Source organism: Spinactinospora alkalitolerans (genome assembly GCF_013408795.1).
GTDB lineage: Bacteria > Actinomycetota > Actinomycetes > Streptosporangiales > Streptosporangiaceae > Spinactinospora > Spinactinospora alkalitolerans.
In genome coordinates this window covers 1,479,509-1,498,896 of sequence record NZ_JACCCC010000001.1, presented here as the reverse complement: position 1 = coordinate 1,498,896, position 19,388 = coordinate 1,479,509, and the positions used below count along the sequence as shown (strand labels likewise).

General features: G+C 73.5%; 16 protein-coding genes. 8 read left to right on the top strand and 8 right to left on the bottom strand.

What is annotated here, in order from left to right; translation table 11 throughout:
* Positions 1-109: 109 nt before the first annotated feature.
* The 3 genes from HDA32_RS06695 to HDA32_RS06685 all read left to right on the top strand — a co-directional run bounded on the left by HDA32_RS06695 (position 110) and on the right by HDA32_RS06685 (position 3,817).
* Positions 110-583, top strand: coding sequence for a hypothetical protein (locus tag HDA32_RS06695; RefSeq protein WP_179642376.1), 474 nt, complete (start codon positions 110-112; stop codon positions 581-583).
* Positions 584-698: 115 nt separating this feature from the next.
* On the top strand, positions 699-2,681 hold the full coding sequence (locus HDA32_RS06690) for an acyl-CoA dehydrogenase family protein (protein ID WP_179642375.1): 1,983 nt from the start codon (positions 699-701) through the stop codon (positions 2,679-2,681).
* 275 nt (positions 2,682-2,956) lie between these two features.
* A complete protein-coding gene (locus HDA32_RS06685; RefSeq protein WP_179642374.1) occupies positions 2,957-3,817 on the top strand; it encodes an aldo/keto reductase in 861 nt (286 codons plus the stop codon).
* Positions 3,818-3,838: 21 nt separating this feature from the next.
* Here the strand turns inward: HDA32_RS06685 and HDA32_RS06680 are convergent, their stop codons facing one another.
* The 8 genes from HDA32_RS06680 to HDA32_RS06645 form a co-directional block, all read right to left on the bottom strand.
* Complete coding sequence (locus HDA32_RS06680; RefSeq protein ID WP_179642373.1) at positions 3,839-4,927, bottom strand: acetate/propionate family kinase; 1,089 nt, start codon at positions 4,925-4,927, stop codon at positions 3,839-3,841.
* 30 nt (positions 4,928-4,957) lie between these two features.
* Positions 4,958-7,393 carry a phosphoketolase family protein gene (locus tag HDA32_RS06675; protein ID WP_179642372.1) on the bottom strand — a complete coding sequence of 812 codons (2,436 nt, stop codon included), beginning with the start codon at positions 7,391-7,393 and terminating at the stop codon, positions 4,958-4,960.
* A gap of 80 nt (positions 7,394-7,473) precedes the next feature.
* The gene (locus HDA32_RS06670; protein WP_179642371.1) at positions 7,474-8,085 is read right to left on the bottom strand and encodes a TetR/AcrR family transcriptional regulator; all 612 of its coding nucleotides are present in this window, start codon (positions 8,083-8,085) and stop codon (positions 7,474-7,476) included.
* A gap of 26 nt (positions 8,086-8,111) precedes the next feature.
* Positions 8,112-9,269 carry an acyl-CoA dehydrogenase family protein gene (locus tag HDA32_RS06665; RefSeq protein WP_179642370.1) on the bottom strand — a complete coding sequence of 386 codons (1,158 nt, stop codon included), beginning with the start codon at positions 9,267-9,269 and terminating at the stop codon, positions 8,112-8,114.
* Positions 9,266-11,233: an acetyl/propionyl/methylcrotonyl-CoA carboxylase subunit alpha gene (locus HDA32_RS06660; RefSeq protein ID WP_179642369.1), complete on the bottom strand. Its 1,968-nt coding sequence runs from the start codon at positions 11,231-11,233 to the stop codon at positions 9,266-9,268. The genes HDA32_RS06665 and HDA32_RS06660 overlap by 4 nt, the downstream gene beginning before the upstream one ends.
* 117 nt (positions 11,234-11,350) lie before the next feature.
* Positions 11,351-12,949 (bottom strand): acyl-CoA carboxylase subunit beta, encoded by a 1,599-nt coding sequence (locus HDA32_RS06655; protein ID WP_179642368.1) that lies wholly within the window; start codon positions 12,947-12,949, stop codon positions 11,351-11,353.
* Positions 12,946-14,664 carry an acyclic terpene utilization AtuA family protein gene (locus HDA32_RS06650; protein WP_179642367.1) on the bottom strand — a complete coding sequence of 573 codons (1,719 nt, stop codon included), beginning with the start codon at positions 14,662-14,664 and terminating at the stop codon, positions 12,946-12,948. The genes HDA32_RS06655 and HDA32_RS06650 overlap by 4 nt, the downstream gene beginning before the upstream one ends.
* Before the next feature lie 112 nt (positions 14,665-14,776).
* Positions 14,777-15,262, bottom strand: coding sequence for an Lrp/AsnC family transcriptional regulator (locus HDA32_RS06645; protein WP_179642366.1), 486 nt, complete (start codon positions 15,260-15,262; stop codon positions 14,777-14,779).
* A gap of 314 nt (positions 15,263-15,576) precedes the next feature.
* On the opposite strand from HDA32_RS06645, the gene HDA32_RS06640 reads away from it, so the two are divergent.
* The 5 genes from HDA32_RS06640 to HDA32_RS06620 all read left to right on the top strand — a co-directional run bounded on the left by HDA32_RS06640 (position 15,577) and on the right by HDA32_RS06620 (position 19,296).
* A complete protein-coding gene (locus HDA32_RS06640) occupies positions 15,577-15,936 on the top strand; it encodes a hypothetical protein (protein ID WP_179642365.1) in 360 nt (119 codons plus the stop codon).
* A 202-nt stretch (positions 15,937-16,138) separates the two neighbouring features.
* Positions 16,139-17,185, top strand: coding sequence for a thiamine pyrophosphate-dependent enzyme (locus HDA32_RS06635; RefSeq protein ID WP_179642364.1), 1,047 nt, complete (start codon positions 16,139-16,141; stop codon positions 17,183-17,185).
* On the top strand, positions 17,182-18,198 hold the full coding sequence (locus HDA32_RS06630) for an alpha-ketoacid dehydrogenase subunit beta (protein ID WP_179642363.1): 1,017 nt from the start codon (positions 17,182-17,184) through the stop codon (positions 18,196-18,198). Before HDA32_RS06635 ends, HDA32_RS06630 begins: the two co-directional genes overlap by 4 nt.
* Before the next feature lie 7 nt (positions 18,199-18,205).
* On the top strand, positions 18,206-18,526 hold the full coding sequence (locus tag HDA32_RS06625; RefSeq protein WP_179642362.1) for a biotin/lipoyl-containing protein: 321 nt from the start codon (positions 18,206-18,208) through the stop codon (positions 18,524-18,526).
* 11 nt (positions 18,527-18,537) lie between these two features.
* A complete protein-coding gene (locus HDA32_RS06620; RefSeq protein ID WP_179646508.1) occupies positions 18,538-19,296 on the top strand; it encodes an alpha/beta fold hydrolase in 759 nt (252 codons plus the stop codon).
* Positions 19,297-19,388 lie beyond the last annotated feature (92 nt).

The following is a 19,388-nucleotide window of genomic DNA, read 5'->3' as shown; positions in this document are numbered from 1 at the left end:
TAACCTGCGTCCGCATTCCGGTGCCACCGCCTTGGCCGGCTCCTCCAAACCAGAACGTTCTCGCTGGTTAACGCTTCCTTTAGGCGGTCAACGCCTATTGTTGTTTCGCATGGATGAGAGAACCGAGAAGAACAGCGACGGGGCGCCGCACGGCGAGGCATCGGCGTCGGAGGAGCCGGCGCGGCGCGACGACGCTCAGGCCGCCGCGGAGCAGGGTGAGCATCCGATGGCTCCGGGCCCGTCCCCGCGGCCGGGTGTGCTGGCCGCCGAGACGTTCGGTATCGCCGCCATCGTGATGAGCGGCGCGGCCCTCATCGGCACCCGGCTGGTCGAGATGCTCGCCAGTGTGACGGCCGCCGACCAGTCCGCGGCGGTCTCCGGCGTCATTCTCGGAGACGGCATCACCGCCCTGTGCGGGGTACTCCTGGGAATCGTGGGGCTGGCGCGCACCGACGCGGCCAGCCGACCCTGGGCCCGCTGGCTGGCGGGGGCGGCGATCGTGACCGGCGCTCTCGCGCTTATCACCGCTGGGGCCGCCTACATGCTGGTTCCGCCTCCCGCACCGATGCCCCCGATGCAATAGCGATCCACCGGATCGGCGCCGCCCCGGGGCTTGCCGGTGTCAGGCTCCGCCTACCGTGGGCAGAAGTGGGAAGTGCTACGACGGTGATGAACCACGGCGACTTTGGGGGCGGCCCATGACCGACATCGATGTTGCGGACAAGGTTGAGGGGGCCGACGTCGCGGCTCTGCGCGAGCTGCTGGACGGACGCTGGGCGCACGTGCGGCGGCAGGCGCGGGAGATGCTGCGCGGGGAGCTGTTCGCGCCCGTCCACGGGTTGGACGTCGAGGCGCACCGGGCGCGAGTCGCCGAGCAGCTGCGGGCGATCGCCGGGACCGAGGTGCCGGGCTACGGCTTCTCCTCCGAGTACGGGGGTTCCGACGACGTCGGCGGGTCGGTCGTCGCGTTCGAGATGCTGGTGTGCGACCTGTCGCTCATGGTCAAGGTCGGCGTGCAATGGGGCCTGTTCGGCGGCGCCGTCCAGGCGCTGGGCACCGAGCGGCACCACGCCGCCCACCTGCGGGACGTGATGTCGGTGGAGCTGCCCGGCTGCTTCGCCATGACCGAGACCGGGCACGGCTCCGACGTGCAGCGGCTGCGGACCACGGCGGTCTACGACCCCGGCACCGAGGAGTTCGTCGTCCACACCCCCGACGACGCGGCGCGCAAGGACTACATCGGCAACGCCGCGCGCGACGGGCGGATGGCGGTGGTGTTCGCCCAGCTCTTCTCCGGCGGACAGGGCCGCGGCGTGCACGCCCTGCTGGTGCCGATCCGGGACGGGCGGGGGCGCCCGACGCCCGGTGTGCACATCGAGGACTGCGGGCACAAGGCCGGCCTCAACGGCGTGGACAACGGGCGGCTCCGATTCGACGGGGTGCGGGTGCCCCGGACCGCGCTGCTCAACCGGTACGGCGACGTCGCCGCCGACGGAAGCTACTCCAGCCCCATCGACAGCCCCAACCGGCGCTTCTTCACCATGCTCGGCACGCTGGTGCGCGGCCGGATCAGCGTGGCCGGCGGAGCGGGTACCGCGGCCAAGGCCGCGCTGGCCATCGCCGTGCGCTACGGCGAGGCGCGGCGGCAGTTCGGCCGGCCGGGGACCGGCGAGGAGGTCCGGATCATGGACTACCTCGCCCACCAGCGCCGGCTGCTGCCGGCCCTGGCCAAGAGCTACGCGCTGCACTTCGCCCAGGAGGAGCTGGTCTCCCGGCTGCACGACGGCTGGACCGGCGAGCCGCTGGACGAGCACGGCCAGCGGGAACTGGAGTCGCGCGCCGCCGGGTTGAAGGCCGTCTCCACCTGGCACGCCACCGACGTGATCCAGACCTGCCGGGAGGCGTGCGGAGGGGCCGGCTACCTCTCGGAGAACCGGCTTCCGCAGCTCAAGGCCGACACCGACGTGTTCACCACGTTCGAGGGCGACAACACCGTGCTGCTGCAACTGGTCGCCAAGAGCCTGCTGACCAACTACCGCGACGAGTTCGGCAGCCTCGACACCCTGGGCATGGCGCGGTTCGTGGCCGGGCAGTTCTTCGAGACGGTCATCGAGCGCACCGCCGCCCGCTCCATCATCGAGCGCCTGGTCGACGCGGCGCCCGGCCGGGGCGAGGGCGGCGACCTCTACGACCGGGGCTGGCAGTGCAAGCTGCTGGAGGACCGCGAGGAGCACGTGCTGGAGGGCCTGGCGCGGCGGCTGCGCCGGGCCGGGGCCGACGGCGTCGACGCCTTCGAGGTGTTCAACAACGCCCAGGACCATGTGCTGCGGGCCGGCCGCGCGCACGTCGACCGCGTCCTGCTGGAGGCGTTCGTGGCGGCCGTCGACCGCTGCTCCGACCCCGGCGCCCGCGCGCTGCTGGACCAGGTGTGCGACCTGTACGTGCTGTCCACCATCGAGGCCGACCGCGCCTGGTTCCTGGAGCACGAGAGATTGACCCCGGCGCGGGCCAAGGCGGTCACCTCGGCCGTCAACGCGCTGTGCCGCCGGCTCCGCCCGCACGCGCGCGACCTCGTCGACGCCTTCGGGCTCGACGACGCGTGGCTGGCCGCGCCGATCGCGTTGGGCGCGGAGGCCACCCGCCAGCAGACGCAGCGGGCCGCGATGGCGGAGACGGACTGACCGGGCCGTACCGCCGGCCTACCGGGCGGCGTCGGCGGGCAGGGAACCCGCGTCGACGCGCGGGTGGGCCCCCTCCACCTCGACCCCAGGGGTCTTCAACCCCAGCCCCAGGAGGGAGGGGCCTTCACGGCCCCCGATGGTCGAGGTTGAAACTCACGGTCAAGAACGGCAGGAGAACCACCGCACAACGGACATCGCGTGCGGCGCCCGGGACCGGTCCGCGGCCGCGTCCCCGCCCGCACCGCGTACGACATCGACCCCAGGGAGACCTCTCCATGCACACGCGTACCATCGGCGGCCGGTCCGTCAGCGCCATCGGCCTCGGGGGCATGCCCTTGTCGATCGAGGGCCGACCGGACCGGGCGCGCTCGATCGCGACGGTGCACGCCGCTCTGGACGCCGGCGTGACCTTCATCGACACCGCCGATGCCTACCACCGCGACCCCGGGGAGACCGGGCACAACGAGTCGCTCATCGCCGAGGCGCTGGCCTCCTACGGCTCCGGCGCCTCCGATGTCCTCGTGGCGACCAAGGGCGGCCACCTGCGGCCCGGCGACGGGACGTGGACGCTCGACGGCCGCCCCGAGTATCTGAAGCGGGCCTGCGAGGAGTCGCTGCGGCGGCTGGGCGTGGAGGCCGTCGGCCTCTACCAGCTCCACCGGCCCGACCCCGACGTGGCCTACGAGGACTCCGTCGGCGCGCTCAAGGAGCTGCTGGACGAGGGCAAGATCCGGATGGCCGGCATCTCCAACGCCGACCCGGGCCGGATCGGCCTCGCCAACGAGGTCCTGGACGGCCGACTGGCCTCGGTCCAGAACCAGTTCTCGCCCCGTTTCCGCTCCAGCGAACCCGAGCTCGGACTGTGCGACTCACTCGGCATCGCGTTCCTGCCCTGGAGCCCGCTGGGCGGCATCACCCGGGCCGGCGAACTCGGCACGCAGCACGCGGCCTTCGCCGCCGTCGCCAAGGAGCGCGGGGTCGGCCCGCAGCAGGTCTGCCTGGCCTGGATGCTGGCGAAGTCGCCGGTCGTCGTGCCCATTCCCGGCTCCTCGCGGCCCGAGACCGTCCGCGACAGCGCGGCTGCCGCGGAGCTGGAGCTCAGCGCGGAGGAGCTGGCCCGCCTCGACGAGGCCTGACAGCGGCGGGACCGGTCCCGGTCATCCCCCCAGGACCGCGCGGACGTCCTCGGCGATCTGGACGTCCTCGCGGGCGGTGACGACGAGGGTGCGCACGGAGGCGTCCGCTGCGGTGATCTCGGCGTCGCCGCCCGCCCCGTCGTTGGCCTCGGGGTCGACGCCGACGCCGAGGAAGCCCAGCCCTTCGGCGGCCCCGGAGCGCACCCGCGGCGCGTGCTCGCCGACGCCGCCGGTGAAGACCAGGGTGTCCAGGCCGCCCAGCGCCGCGGCCATCGCGGCGGTCTTGGCGCGCAGGCGGTGCAGGTAGACCGCGAGCCCCAGTCCGGCGTCGGCGTCGCCGGAGTCCGCCCGTTCGACCACCTCGCGCATGTCGGCGGTGCCGGCGAGCCCGGCCAGCCCGCTGTGCTTCTCCAGCCCGTCGTTGAGCTCCTCCAGCTCCAGGTGGGCGTTGCGCAGCAGCCACAGCAGCAGTCCCGGATCGACGTCGCCGCTGCGGGTAGCCATGACCAGGCCCTCCAGCGGGGTGAAGCCCATCGTGGTGTCCACGCTGCGGCCGCCGCGCACGGCCGCCAGCGACGCCCCCGAGCCGAGGTGGGCGACGACCAGCCGGCCGGGGTCGGCGCCGAGCAGTTCGGCGCTGCGCCGGGCGGCGTAGGCGTGGGAGATCCCGTGGAAGCCGTAGCGGCGCGGGCGGTACTCCTCCCGCCACCGCTGTGGGATCGCGTAAGTGGCCGCCTCCTCCGGCAGGCCGGCGTGGAACATCGTGTCGAAGCAGGCCACCTGCGGCACGTCCGGGAGCACCCGCTCCAGGACCGAGATCCCGGCCAGCGCCTTGGGCTGGTGCAGCGGGGCGAGGTCGACGAACTCGCGGAGCCGCCGCAGGACCCGGTCGTCGATGCGGACCGGGTCGGTGAAGTCCCGCCCGCCGTGCACGACGCGGTGCCCGACGGCGTCCACGCCGGCGAAGTCCGCCAGCGCGGCGGCCATCTCGCGCGTGGACACCACCCCTTCGGTGACCGTCAGGTCCTGCTGGTCCAGCAGCTCGTTGTCGGCGTCGAGCAGGCGCAGCTTGACGCTGGCGGAACCGGTGTTGACGACGAGAACACGCACGTCTTCGTCCCTCCTTCCTGCCGGGAAGCGCTAGTGCGGCCACGCCCAGTCGCGGATGTCGGGCGCGTCCTCGCCGAACTCGCGGGTGTGGGCGCGGCAGCGCAGGCGCTCGTCGGCCATGTGCTGGCGCAGGTGCGCGGCGCCGACCCCCAGGCCGGGCACGCGGTCGATCACGTCCATGACCAGGTGGAAGCGGTCGAGGTCGTTGAGCATGACCATGTCGAAGGGCGTGGTCGTGGTGCCCTCCTCCTTGTAGCCGCGCACGTGCAGGTTGGCGTGGCCGGCGCGGCGGTAGGTGAGGCGGTGGATCAGCCACGGGTAGCCGTGGAAGGCGAAGATCACCGGCCGGTCGGTGGTGAAGACCGTGTCGTACTCGCGCTCGTTCAGGCCGTGCGGATGCTCGGTCTCCGGCTGCAGCCGCATCAGGTCGACCACGTTGACCACCCGGACCTTCAGCTCGGGCAGGTGCCGGCGCAGCAGGTCGGCGGCCGCGAGCGCCTCCAGGGTGGGCACGTCGCCGGCGCAGGCCAGCACCACGTCGGGCTCCTCCCCGGCGTCGCTGCTCGCCCAGTCCCAGATGCCGACGCCGCGCGCGCAGTGCGCGTTCGCCTCGTCCATGGACAGGTAGTTCAGCGCGGGCTGCTTGCCGGCGATGATGACGTTGACGTAGTCGCGGGAGCGCAGGCAGTGGTCGGCGGTGGAGAGCAGGGTGTTGGCGTCCGGCGGCAGGTAGACCCGGATGATCTCGGGTTTCTTGTTGACGACGTGGTCGATGAAGCCGGGATCCTGGTGGCTGAAGCCGTTGTGGTCCTGGCGCCACACGTGCGAGCTGAGCAGGTAGTTCAGCGAGGCGATCGGGCGGCGCCACGGCAGGCCGCGGGTGACCTTCAGCCACTTGGCGTGCTGGTTCAGCATCGAGTCCACGATGTGCACGAAGGCCTCGTAGGAGTTGAACAGCCCGTGCCTGCCGGTCAGCAGGTAGCCCTCCAGCCAGCCCTGGCAGAGATGTTCGCTGAGCACCTCCATGACGCGGCCGTCGGGGGCGAGGTGCGGATCGCCGGACCGGTACTCGGCGTTCCAGGCCCGCCCTGTGGCGTCGAAGACGGCGTCGAGCCGGTTGGACGAGGTCTCGTCCGGCCCCATGATCCGGAAGTTCTCCGGATTGGCCCGGATGACGTCGCGCAGGTAGCCGCCCAGGACGCCGGTCGCCCCCGAGGCCGTGGTGGCCGGCTCGGGCACGTCGACGGCGTAGTCGCGGTGGTCGGGCAGGATGAGGTCCTTGAGCAGCAGTCCGCCGTTGGCCCTGGGGTTGGCGCTGATCCGCCGCTCCCCCTCCGGCACCACGGCCGTCGCCTCGGCGACGGGCGCCCCCTCGGGGCCGAACAGCTCCTCGGGGCCGTAGCCGCGCATCCACTCCTCCAGCAGGCGCAGATGGTCGGGGTCGTCGCGCACGCCGCTGAGCGGGACCTGGTGCGAGCGCCACGTCCCCTCGATCCGGGCGCCGTCCACCTCCTTCGGGCCGGTCCAGCCCTTGGGGGTGCGCAGCACGATCATCGGCCAGCGGACGTCGCGGCCGGCGGACCCGTCCTCGTGCGCGCGGCGGCGGATCTCCTCGATCCCGTCCAGCGCCGCGTCGAGGGCCGCGGCCATCTCCCGGTGCATCGCCTCGGGCTCGTCCCCGGAGACGAGGTGCGGCTCGTAGCCGTTGCCCCTGAGCATGGCGACGAGGTCGGATTCGGGGATGCGGGCCAGGAGGGCGGGGTTGGCGATCTTGTAGCCGTTGAGGTGCAGGATCGGCAGCACCGCGCCGTCGCGGACCGGATCGACGAACTTGTCGGACAGCCAGCTACCGGCCAGCGGGCCGGTCTCGGCCTCGCCGTCGCCGACGACGGCGGCCACCACCAGGCCGGGGTTGTCGAACGCCGCGCCGTAGGCGTGGGAGAGGGCGTAGCCGAGCTCGCCGCCCTCGTGGATGGAGCCGGGGGTCTCCGGGGCGACGTGGCTGGGCACGCCCCCGGGGAAGGAGAACTGCCGGAACAGCTTGCGCATGCCCTCGGCGTCGCGGGTGACCTCGGGGTAGATCTCGGTGTAGGTGCCGTCCAGCCAGGCCGTGGCCACAGCGGCGGGACCGCCGTGGCCCGGGCCGACGATCCACATCATGTCGGTGCCGCGCCGGCTGATCTGCCGGGACAGGTGGGCGTAGACGAAGTTCAGTCCGGGCGTGGTGCCCCAGTGGCCGAGCAGCCGGGGCTTGATGTGCTCGGGGCGCAGGGGCTCGGTGAGCAGGGGATTGTCGAGCAGGTAGATCTGGCCGACCGACAGGTAGTTCGCCGCGCGCCAGTACCGGTCGATCCGGCCGAGCTCCCCGGGGCCGAGTCCGCCGGGACCGGGTGGCTGCTCGGATGACTGGAACGGCTGATCGTGCGGTCCCCGCGCCGCCGCGGCGCCGGGTGCGGTCTCGCTCACTGTGCCCCCCTCGGGCCGGTGGGTTCGGGTACCCCGACGCCCCTACCCGCGCCGCGCCCGTCTACCGGGGTGCGGGCCGCTTATCGCGCCGCGTCGAGCTCCCGCTCCAGCATCCGCGCCCACTGCCGGACGACCCGGCCGCGGCGGGCGCGGTCGTCGGTGAGGAGGTTGGCCAGGCCCAGGCCGCGGACGAGGTCGAGGGTGGCCTGCACGGACTCCCGCACGCCCGGCCCGGACTCGTCGGCCCCGAGCAGGTCCAGGGCCGCCCGGTGGGCCTCCCTCCCGATGTCCTCCTCCAGCGGCACGACGTGGGCGCGCAGCGCCGGATCGTGCGCCGCGGCGGCCCACATCTGCAGGGCCGCCCGGAACTCCAGCCCGCTGTAGACGTCGGCGAACATCTCGACGATCGCCTCGACCCTGGAGGTCTCCTCGGGCAGCGCGGCTGCGCGGCGGTGGATGTCGTCGAGCCGCTTCTCCCCCACGTAGCGCACCGCGGCGGTGAACAGGTCCTCGCGGGTGCGGAAGTGGTGCTGGGCCGCGCCCCGGGACACCCCGGCGCGCTCGGCCACCACCGCGACGGTGCTGCCGGACCAGCCCACCTCCGCCAGGCAGCGCACCGCGGCCGCCAGCAGCCGCCGCCGCGTGGCGCGGCTGCGCTCCTGCCGGGGTTCGCGGACCGATGGTGCCGCCACCGCTCTTCCCCCTCCGGGTCGAGACTTCAGTACGACTTCGGCAGGCCGAGCGAGTGCTGGGCCACGAAGTTGAGGACCATCTCACGGCTGACCGGCGCGATCCTGCCCAGGCGCGACGTCGCGATCGCCGCGCCTAGTCCGTACTCGCTGGCCAGGCCGTTGCCTCCGAGGGTCTGCACCGCCTGGTCGACCGCGCGCACCGACACCTCACCCGCAGCGTACTTGGCCATGTTCGCCGCCTCGCCCGCTGCCGCGTCGTCGCCGGCGTCGTAGAGCGCCGCGGCCTTCTGGGTCATCAGCCGGGCCAGCTCCAGCTCGATCTTGATCTGGGCCAGCGGGTGGGAGAGCCCCTGGTGGGCGCCGATCGGGACGCCCCACACCTCCCGCTCCCCCGCGTAGCCGACGGCGCGGTCGAGGGCGTGCCGGGCCGACCCGGTGGCCAGGGAGGCGGCCATGATGCGCTCGGGGTTGAGGCCGGCGAACAACTGGAGCAGGCCGGTGTCGGGGTCGCCGACGAGCGCGTCGGCCGGCAGCCGCACGTCGTCCATGAACAGCCCGAACTGGTGGTCCGGGCTGACCAGGTCCATCTCGATCCGCCGGGCCTCGGACCCCGGGGCGTCGGTGGGCACGATGAACAGGGCGGGTTTGAGCCTGCCGGTCCCGGCGTCCTCGGTGCGGCCGACGACGAACACCGCTTCGGCCACGTCCACGCCGGAGATGTAGGTCTTGCGGCCGCTCAGCAGCCAGTCGGCGCCGTCGCGGCGCGCCGTGGTGGTGATGTTGTGGGAGTTGGATCCGGCGTCGGGCTCGGTGATGCCGAACGCCAGGATGCTCTCGCCGGAGGCGATCCCGGGCAGCCACCGCTCCTTCTGCTCCGGCGTGCCGAAGCGCGCCAGGACGGTGCCGCAGATCGCCGGGGAGACCACCATCATCAGCGTGGGGCAGCCCCCGGCGCTCAGCTCCTCCAGCACGGCGCCGAGGTCGCCGATCCCGCCCCCGCCGCCGCCGTACTCCTCGGGCAGGTTGACCCCGATGTAGCCGAGCTCGCCGGCCGCGGCCCACAGTTCGGCCAGGTACTCCCCCGATCGGGCCCTGGCCCTGTAGTACTCGGCCCCGTACCCGCCGACGAATCCGGCGACGGCCTCGCGCAGCGCGGTGCGCTCCTCGGGTTCGGTGAAGGTCACGTGCTCTCCTCCTCTGTGACGACGGCGAGCACCGAGCCGGACTCGACCCGCAGGCCGACGGCCGCCGGCAGGTCGGCGACGACGCCGTCGGCGGGCGCGGTGATCCGGTGCTCCATCTTCATGGCCTCCAGCCACATCAGCGGCTGCCCCCTGGCGACCCGCGCGCCGGGGCCGACCGCGAGCCGGCTGACGGTGCCGGGCATGGGTGCGAGCAGGGTGCCGGGCGCGACCTGCGCCGAAGGGTCGGAGAAGCGTCCGACGGGAACCAGCGCGACCGGCCCGAGCGGCGAGTCGACGCAGGTCATGTCCGTATAGGCGGCGACGTCGAACGTCCGGCGCACGCCGTCGGCGACCAGCACGACCCGTTCCGGATCGGCCCGGACGAGCTCGACCCCGTCGTGCCCCTCCGCCCGCAGGCCCGAGCGGGTGAAGAGGTAGCCGACCTCGATCTTCTCGCCGTCCGGGGCCCGGTAGGCCTTGCGCTGCGGCTGCGAGGCGAGGTTGCGCCACCCGCTCGGCAGGCCGCCCAGCACGCGCGCGCCGCGCCGGTTGCCCGCCGCGTCGGCCAGGGCCGCGGCCAGCGCCGAGAGGCGCCGGGCCCCGGGATCGGCGAGCGGGCGGGCCAGAGCGTCCAGGCCGTGCTCGGCCAGGAACCCGGTGTGCACCTCGCCGCGCCCGAACGCCGGGTGGTCCAGCAGGCGCACGAGCAGGTCGCGGTTGGTGACGACGCCGTGGATCCGGCTCCCGGCCAGGGCCGCGGCCAGGCGGCGGACGGCGTCGCCGCGGGTCGGCGCCCAGGCGACGGCCTTGGCGAGCATGGGGTCGTGGTGCACGCTCACCCGAGCGCCGTCCTCGACTCCGCTGTCCAGCCGGACACCGGAGCGGCCGGGGGCCTCGAACCGCGCGATCGCCGCCGGCACCTCGAACCGCAGGACCGTGCCGCTGTGCGGCCGCCAGTCCCTGGCGGGGTCCTCGGCGTAGAGCCGGGCCTCCACCGCGTGCCCGCGCGGCGCCGGCGGCCCGCCCTCCAGCGCGGCCCCCTCGGCGATCCGGAGCTGCCACTCCACCAGGTCCAGCCCCGTGACGCACTCGGTGACCGGGTGCTCCACCTGCAGCCTGGTGTTCATCTCCAGGAACGCGAACGACCCGTCGGGGGCGAGGAGGAACTCCACCGTCCCGGCACCGACGTAGCCGATGCTCCGCGCCGCCAGCACGGCCGCCTCGTGCAGCGCGCGGCGGGTCGGCTCGCCGATGCCGGGCGCCGGCGTCTCCTCGATGATCTTCTGGTGCCGGCGCTGGATCGAGCAGTCCCGCTCGCCCAGCGCCCACACCGTTCCGCGGGTGTCGGCGAGGATCTGCACCTCGATGTGCCGGCCGGCCCGCACGTAGGGTTCGCAGAACACCGCGGGGTCGCCGAACGCCGAGAGCGCCTCGGAGCGCGCGGCCTCGACCTCGCCGGGCAGCTCCGCGAGCGAGCGCACCACCCGCATCCCGCGCCCGCCGCCGCCGGCCGAGGCCTTCACCAGCACGGGCAGGTCCGGCTCGGCGATGTCCCGCGGCCGCAGCTCGGGCAGCACCGGCACCCCGGCGCGCTCCATCAGCGCCTTGGCGCCGATCTTGGCGCCCATCTGCTCGATGGCGCCGGGGTCCGGGCCGACCCAGGTCAGCCCGGCCTCGATCACCGCGCGCGCGAACCCGGCGTTCTCGGAGAGGAACCCGTAGCCCGGGTGGACGGCGTCGGCTCCGGCGGTCCCGGCCGCGGCGACGATCAGATCGGCGCGCAGGTAGGTGTCGGCGGGGGCGGCCCCGGGCAGCCGCACGGCGGCGTCGGCCTCGGCCACGAACGGGTCGTCGGCCGTGTCATCGGTGTGCACCGCGACCGTGCCGATCCCGAGCGCGCGGCAGGTGCGGAATATCCGCCGGGCGATCTCACCCCGGTTGGCGACCAGAAGAGTGGTGATCATCGTCCTGCCTTCCCTGGCCGCCAACCGTTCCTCGCTCACTGCGCTGCCCCGCGGACAGGCGCTCCGCGCGATCGGCGCGGACCACTCCGTTCACTCGTCACTCGCGCTCCCAAGAGCTCACATCCTGAAGACGCCGAAGCCGTCCGCTCCCTCGACGGGCGCGTTGTGGACGGCCGACAGGCACAGCCCCAGCACCGTGCGGGTGTCGCGGGGGTCGATGACGCCGTCGTCGTAGATCCGGCCGGACAGGAACATCGGCAGCGACTCCGCCTCGATCTGCTCCTCGACCGCCGCGCGCATGGCGGCGTCCTGCTCCTCGTCGTAGGGGCGGCCCTTGGCCTCCGCGGACTGCCGCGCCACGATCGACAGCACGCCGGCGAGCTGCTGCGGGCCCATGACGGCCGACTTCGCGCTGGGCCAGCTGAACAGGAACCGGGGGTCGTAGGCCCGCCCGCACATGCCGTAGTGCCCGGCCCCGTAGGAGGCGCCCATCAGCACCGACAGGTGCGGGACCCTGCTGTTGGAGACCGCGTTGATCATCATCGCGCCGTGCTTGACGATGCCGCCCTGCTCGTAGTCGCGGCCGACCATGTAGCCGGTGGTGTTGTGCAGGAAGACCAGTGGCGTGGCGCTGCTGTTGGCGAGCTGGATGAACTGCGCGGCCTTCTGCGACTCCGCGCTGAACAGCACGCCCTGGGCGTTGGCGAGCACGCCGACGGGGTGGCCGTGCAGGGCGGCCCATCCGGTGACCAGGCTGGGGCCGTAGGCCGGCTTGAACTCGTCGAAGTCGGAGCCGTCGACCACGCGGGCGATCACCTCGCGCGGGTCGAACGGGACCTTCAGGTCCCCGGGCACGACGCCCAGCAGCTCCTCGGGGTCGTAGCGGGGATCGGCGGGCGCCGCGGCCGGCTCCGGGCCGGCCTTGCGCCGGTTCAGCCGGGCGACGATGCGCCGGCCGATGCGGATCGCGTCGTGCTCGTCGGCGGCGAGGTGGTCGGCCAGCCCGGAGGTGCGGGCGTGCATCTCGGCCCCGCCCAGCGACTCGTCGTCGCTCCGCTCCCCCGTCGCCATCTCGACCAGCGGCGGCCCGCCGAGGAACACCTTGGAGCGCTCCTTGACCATCACCACGTGGTCGCTCATGCCGGGCACGTAGGCGCCGCCCGCGGTGGAGTTGCCGAAGACCAGGGCGACCGTGGGGATGCCTGCGGCGGAGAAGCGGGTGAGGTCGCGGAAGAGCCGGCCGCCGGGGATGAAGATCTCCTTCTGGCTGGGCAGGTCGGCGCCGCCGGACTCGACCAGGTTGATCACCGGCAGCCGGTTCTCCCAGGCGATGTCCATCGCCCGCACGGTCTTCCTGCCGGTCCAGGGGTTGCTGGCGCCGCCGCGCACGGTCGGGTCGTTGGCGATGACGACGCACTCGACGCCCTCGACGACGCCGATCCCGGTGACGACGCTCGCGCCCACCGGGTACTCGCTGCCCCAGGCGGCCAGCGGCGACAGCTCCAGGAACGGGGAGTCGGGGTCGAGCAGCAGCTCGACGCGTTCGCGGGCGAGCAGCTTGCCGCGGCCGCGGTGCCGCTCGACGTACTTGGGGCCGCCTCCGGCCAGCGCCTTGGCGTGCTCGGCGTCGAGTTCGGCGAGCTTGGCCAGCATCGCGTCGCGGTTGGCGGCGAAGTCGGCGGCGGAGGTGTCGAGGGCGGAGCGCAGGAGGGTCATGGCAGCAGCGCCTTCGGGATGTCGATGTGCCTGGACCGCAGCCATTCGCCGAGCGCCTTGGCCTGCGGGTCGGGGCGGGTGTCGCCGCCGGCCCCGCAGCCGAGCAGGCCCTCGACGACGAAGTTGACGGCGCGCAGGTTGGGCAGCGGGTGGCGGGTGATCTCCAGGGGAGCGGTCTCGGGCAGCAGTCGGCGGATCTCCTCGGCGGTGAGCGCGTGGGCCAGCCAGCGCCAGGCGTCCTCGCTGCGCGCCCACACCCCGATGTTGGCGTCGGATCCCTTGTCGCCGCTGCGCGCGCCGAGCAGCAGCCCGAGCGGCGCCCGGCGGACGGGACCTCCAGGCGGGGGCGGCGGGAGCGGGGGGTCGGCGACGTCGGCGAGGGGGCTGCTGACGGCGGAGGGCGCGATGTCGACGCGGGTTCCGTCGGGGAGGACGGCGACGTGCGGGACCTCCTGCGCCGGGACGGCGGCCACCGAGACGGACACGCCGTCGGGCCGCGCGTCGCCCGGCGGCGAGGTGGCGTGGAAGCCCGGGAACCCGGCCAGCGCCAGCTCGACGGCCGCGGAGCTGAAGGCGCGGCCCACCGCGCGGGGGTCGGCGTCGCGCGCCGTGATCCGCAGGTGCGCGCTCGCCCCCTCCTGGGTCGGGGCGTCGGGCGCCGCCCGGTGCACGGTGCGGAACTCCAGGTGCGCGGGCTCGCGCCCGCGCAGCGCCGCGCGCATCTGGCGTTCGGCGAGCTCGGCCTTTGCCTCGACGTCGAGCCCGGTGAGGACGAGCGTCATCTCATTGGCGAAGCCGCTCATGCGGTTGCAGACGACCTTGAGGTCCGGGGGCGGCGCCTCGCCGCGGACCCCGCTGATCCGCACCCGGTCGGGCCCCTCCTCGCTCAGCCGGACGGTGTCCAGGCGCGCCGTGACGTCGGGGTTGGGGTACCGGGCACCGGCGATCTCGTAGACGAGCTGGGCGGTGACGGTCCCGACGGTGACGGCGCCGCCGCTGCCCTCGTGCTTGGTGATGACGGTCGAGCCGTCGGCGTGCACCTCGGCGATCGGGAACCCCGGGCGGGTGAGGTCGCGGCCGGCCCGCTGCAGCTCGGTGAAGAAGGCGTAGTTGCCGCCGGTGGCCTGCGCGCCGCACTCGATGACGTGCCCGGCGACGACCGCTCCGGCCAGTGCGTCGTGGTCGCCGCGCGCCCACCCGAAGCGGGCCGCCGCCGGCCCGACGAGCAGGGAGGCGTCGGCGACCCTGCCGGTGACGACGACGTCGGCGCCGGCCCGCACGGCCTCGGCGACGCCCCAGGCGCCGAGGTAGGCGTTGGCGGTCAGCGGAGCGGCGAGGCCGAGCTCATCGGCGCGCGGTAGCAGGTCGTCGCCTTCGACGTGCGCGATCCGCGCGTCCAGCCCGAGCCGGCCGGCCAGCTCGCGCAGCGCGCCGGCCAGTCCCGCGGGGTTCAGCCCGCCGGCGTTGGTGACGACGGTGACGCCGCGCTCCAGGGCGAGGCCCAGGCACTCCTCCATCTGCCGCAGGAAGGTGCGCGCGTAGCCGAGCCCCGGGTCCTTCCTGCGGTCCCTGCCCAGGATCAGCATGGTCAGCTCGGCCAGGTAGTCGCCGGTGAGCACGTCCAGCGGCCCGTCCGCGAGCATCTCCCGCACGGCCGCGAACCGGTCCCCGTAGAATCCCGAGGCGTTGCCCACGCGCAGTGGTCGACCGTTCATGCAGGAGAGCGTGTCAGGGCCGCGGGCAAAAAACAAGCACGCGTGATTGTTTCTCCTCCGCGTCGCCCCGCTTCCGCCGGTGCGCGGGGGCGGGGGCGCGTCCGGTCCGGCGTCAGTCCGGCGGGCGCACGACGGGGCGGTGCACCACCTCGTCGATGACGGTGAGGGTCTGGGTGGCGGTCACGCCGGGCAGCGCCTGCAGCCGGGTGAGGATGAGGTCGCGCAACTGGTGGGTGTCGGCGACGCGGACCAGCAGCACGATGTCGGCCGAGCCGACGACGTACCAGGCGTACTCGACCTCGGGGTAGGCCGAGATGATCTCGCGGTTGGCCCGCCAGTCGGGCTGGCTGCCCGAGATCAGCACCAGGGCCGTGACGCCCATCCCCATCTTGCCGTGGTCGGTGACGACGGAGTAGCCGCGGATCACGCCGTCGTCGGTGAGGCGTTTGATGCGGTTGTAGGCGGTGGCGCGGGAGACGTTCGCCACCGACGCGATCTCAGTGATCCCGGTTCTGGCGTCGTCGGCGAGCGCGCCGATGATCGTGTGGTCCGTGGAGTCGGGGAGCCGTCCGCCCCGCCGCTGCCCACCGTTGGCCATGCGCCTGCTCCAAGCGTCTATCGGGCTTTGACTGCTGCGTTCGCGGGTCGGGACGGAGCTTCCGGGACTCGGGCCTGCCGTGCCGCCGACACTACGCGCACTGCGGCAGCCAACCCCCTGGACGAACCCGACCGTCAAACATCACTAGACATCAACGAACGAACTACCAGGAAAAGGGCAGGTCCGTCCATTGCATTACCAATTATCGAGACACAACGGAGTTCTTCACTGACCTTTCGGGAAGTAACATCACGATTCACCGCCGGGTCTTCGACCGCAGCGAAGCACCGGACCGCAGAACGGAGGCGTCCACCGTGCCGGTTTCCTCCACCGTCCGAGACAGGGTCCGCGCCCTGCTGCCCGCCGGGGCCGAGATCCGCTACATCTTCCCAGCCTCCTGGCACGAGACGAGCTTCTTCCTCGTCGTGGTGACGGAGTCCACCGTCACCGTGGTCGCCAACCGGATGTTCAGCCGCACGCGGCCCCGGAACGTCTGGCAGGTGTTCGAGCGCGGCGTCCGCATCGGGCCGGTCGACACCCACCTCGTCCCGACGTTCGAACTGGGCGGCAGGGAGTTCGAGGTGCACGAAGAGTACGTCCCGGTCATCAACGCCGCCGACGCCGAACTGGCCGGCCGCGACGCCCTGCCGCCGGACCCCCTGGCCGACCTGTAGCGCCCGGTTCGGCACGGTGTTTCGTTCGCCTCGACTCGTCCGACGCCAGATTAGACGTTTGCGGACCTGAGCGCACTGACCTGACGCGTTTGTTTCGACTTCTTGCCGATATCTGGCGCAACTGTCGATCCATTGCGCACAATCGGTGCCATACAGCCACGGACTTCGCATCCGTATCACCGGCCGGAGGGAGCTCCCCGACATGCCCACGCACGAGCCGGCGGCCGCCGACGGCGCGGCCGTCGACCTGGGCGGCGCGCCACCGGAGCGGCTGCGCGGCCTCTACCGCGACATGGCCGTCGCCCGCGCCCTGGACGGTGAGGCCGTCGCACTGCAGCGCCAGGGCGTCTTCCCCGCCTACGTCTCGCTGCACGGGCAGGAGGCGGCCCAGGTCGGCAGCGCCGCCGCGCTGGACCGCGAGCTGGACTTCGCGTTCCCGACCTACCGCGAGATGGCCGTCGCCCTGACGATGGGCGTCGACATGGTGGGCTACATGGCGAGCCACCGGGCGCTGTGGCACGGCGGGCTCTACGACCCGATGGCGTCGCGCTTCGGCCCGGTCAACGCCGTCGTCGGCGGCCCCGTCCCGCACGCGGTCGGCTGGGCGCTGGGCGAGCGGCTGCGCGGCGGCCGCGGCTGCGCCATCGCCTACTTCGGCGACGGCGCGAGCTCGGAGGGCGACATCCACGAGGCGATGAACTTCGCCGGCGTCTTCGGCGCGCCCGTCGTCTTCTTCTGCCAGAACAACCAGTGGGCCCTCTCGGTGCCCAACGAGGCCCAGGTCGCCGGCGGTTCCATCGCCGCGCGGGCCACGGGCTACGGGATGCCCGGCGCGACCGTCGACGGCAACGACGCCGTCGCGGTGCACCGCGCCGTCTCCGGCGCCCTGGAGCGGGCCCGCTCCGGCGGCGGGCCGTCGCTGATCGAGGCCCTCACCTACCGGATCGGCCCGCACTCCACCTCCGACGACCCGGGGCGCTACCGCGGTCCCGAGGAGGAGCGGTACTGGCGCGGGCGCGACCCGATCGCCCGGCTGCGCGCCGCGCTGGAGGAGGCGGGGCACGCCGACTCCGCGTTCTTCGACGAGACCGACGCGCTGGCGCGCGAGCGCGCGGCCCGGATCCGCGACGGCGTCAGCGCCGCGCCGGCCCCGGACGGCGCCGAGATGTTCACCCGCGTCTACCGCGAACCCACCGAGGCGCTGCGCCGGCAGCAGCGCGCCTGGCACGAGGAGGCCGAGCTCTCATGACCGAGCTTGCGACCGCCGGAGAGCACACCGGCTCCCCAACGGCCGAGCTGTCGATGCAGCAGGCCATCAACCGCGCGCTGGAGCGGGTGCTGGAGGAGGACCGGAGCACGCTGGTGTTCGGCGAGGACGTGGGCCGGCTGGGCGGGGTCTTCCGGGTCACCGACGGCCTGCAGCGCAGGTTCGGCGAGAAGCGGGTCTTCGACACCCCGCTCGCCGAGTCGGGGATCATCGGGCTGGCCGTGGGCCTGGCGATGAACGGCTGGCGGCCGATCCCCGAGCTGCAGTTCGACGGGTTCGCCTATCCGGCCGTCGACCAGATCGTCAACCAGATGGCGCGGATGCACTACCGCACCCGCGGCGCCGCGCCCATGCCGATCACGCTGCGGCTGCCCAGCTTCGGCGGCATCCAGGCCCCCGAGCACCACGGCGAGAGCCTGGAGTCGCTGTTCGCGCACGTGCCGGGGTTGAAGGTGGCCGCGCCGTCGAACCCGGCCGACGCCTACCGGCTGCTGGTGCAGTCGGTGCGCGCCGACGACCCGGTGGTCTACATGGAGCCCAAGGCCCGCTACTGGGAGCGCCGGCCGGTCGAGCTCACCGAGTCCACCGACCCGATCGGCGTGAGCCGCGTCGTGCGGCCGGGGCGCCATGCCACGCTCGTCGCGTGGGGCGCGATGGTGCACCGCTGCCTGCAGGTGGCGGAGCTGGCCGCCGAGGACGGCGTCGACCTGGAGGTGCTGGACCTGCGCTGGCTCAAGCCGATCGACGCCGACGGGCTGGCCGAGTCGGTGGCGCGCACCCGGCGCGCCGTGGTGGTGCACGAGGCGCCCCTCACCGCCGGCCTGGGCGCCGAGGTCTCCTCCCTCATCCAGGAGCACGCGTTCCGCGACCTGGCCGCGCCGGTGCAGCGCGTCACCGGCTTCGACGTGCCCTACCCCGCGGGCCCCCTGGAACCGCAGTACCTGCCGACGATCGACCGCATCCTGATGGCGGTCCAACGGACCCTGGAGTTCTGAGACGACGATGACCGAACAGACGTTCACGCTGCCCGACCTCGGTGAGGGACTGGTCGAGGCCACCGTCCTGGAGTGGCTGGTGGAGCCCGGCTCCCGCGTCGAGCGCAACCAGCCGCTGGTGGAGCTGGAGACCACCAAGTCCGCCGTCGAGATCCCCTCGCCGCACACCGGGACCGTCGTGCGGCTGCACGCGGAGGAGGGCCAGGTGCTCGAAGTGGGCGAGGCCCTGGTGACCTTCGAGGTGGCCGACGCGGCCGGGATCGTGGGAACGGTCCCCGCCGAGGACAGGCCCACCCGCAGGGTCCGGCTGAAGCCCCCGCAGGAGTGAGCCGGGCGATGATGTACGAGATTCTGCAGGGCGAGGTGCCGCTGCGCTACGCGGTCCTCGGCGAGCCCGACGCCGACCGGCCGCCCGTTCTGCTGGTGCACGGGTTCGGCTCGAACTTCGAGGCCAACTGGGTGCGCACCGGCTGGACCGGCGCCCTGGAGGGCGCGGGCCACCGGGTGGTCGGCGTCGACCTGCCCGGGCACGGGGGCAGCGCGAAACCGCACGACCCGCGCTGCTACGCCCCGGACGCGCTGGCCGGCCGCCTCGCCGACCTGCTGGACGCGCTCGGCATCGAGCGGGCCGACGCCGTCGGCTACTCCATGGGGTCGCGGCTGGTCTGGCAGCTCGCGCTCACCCGCCCCGGCCGGGTGCGGCGCGCGGTGCTGGGCGGATTCGGACCGGTGAACGCGTTCGCCGGCACCGACCTGGACCGGCTGGGGACCGGCGACGACAGCCCCTTCGGCGCGCTGTTCGGCGCGGTCGCGGCGATGCCGGGCAACGACGCCGCCGCGCTGGCCGCCTGCGCGCGGGGCCAGGCGGCCGCGCCGTTCGATCCGGAGCCGGCCCCGCCCGGCGTTCCCCTGCTGTTCGTGGCCGGCGAGCGCGACGAGCTCGCCTCCGACGTGGAGTCGCTGGCCGCCGCGGTCCCGGGGGCCGAGCTGCTGCGCGTGCCACGGCGCGACCACCGCAACGCCGTCTCCGCCCAGGCGTTCAAGCGGAGCGCCGACGCGTTCCTGGCGCGCGAGCACGCCGTCTCCCGGCCGTCCTGATCGGCAGAGACCGCCGTTGCGCACCGCCTCCGTCACCTGCTCCGAAGGCGGGGATCGGAAACCGGCGCCACACGGTTGGTAACGTCCGTTTC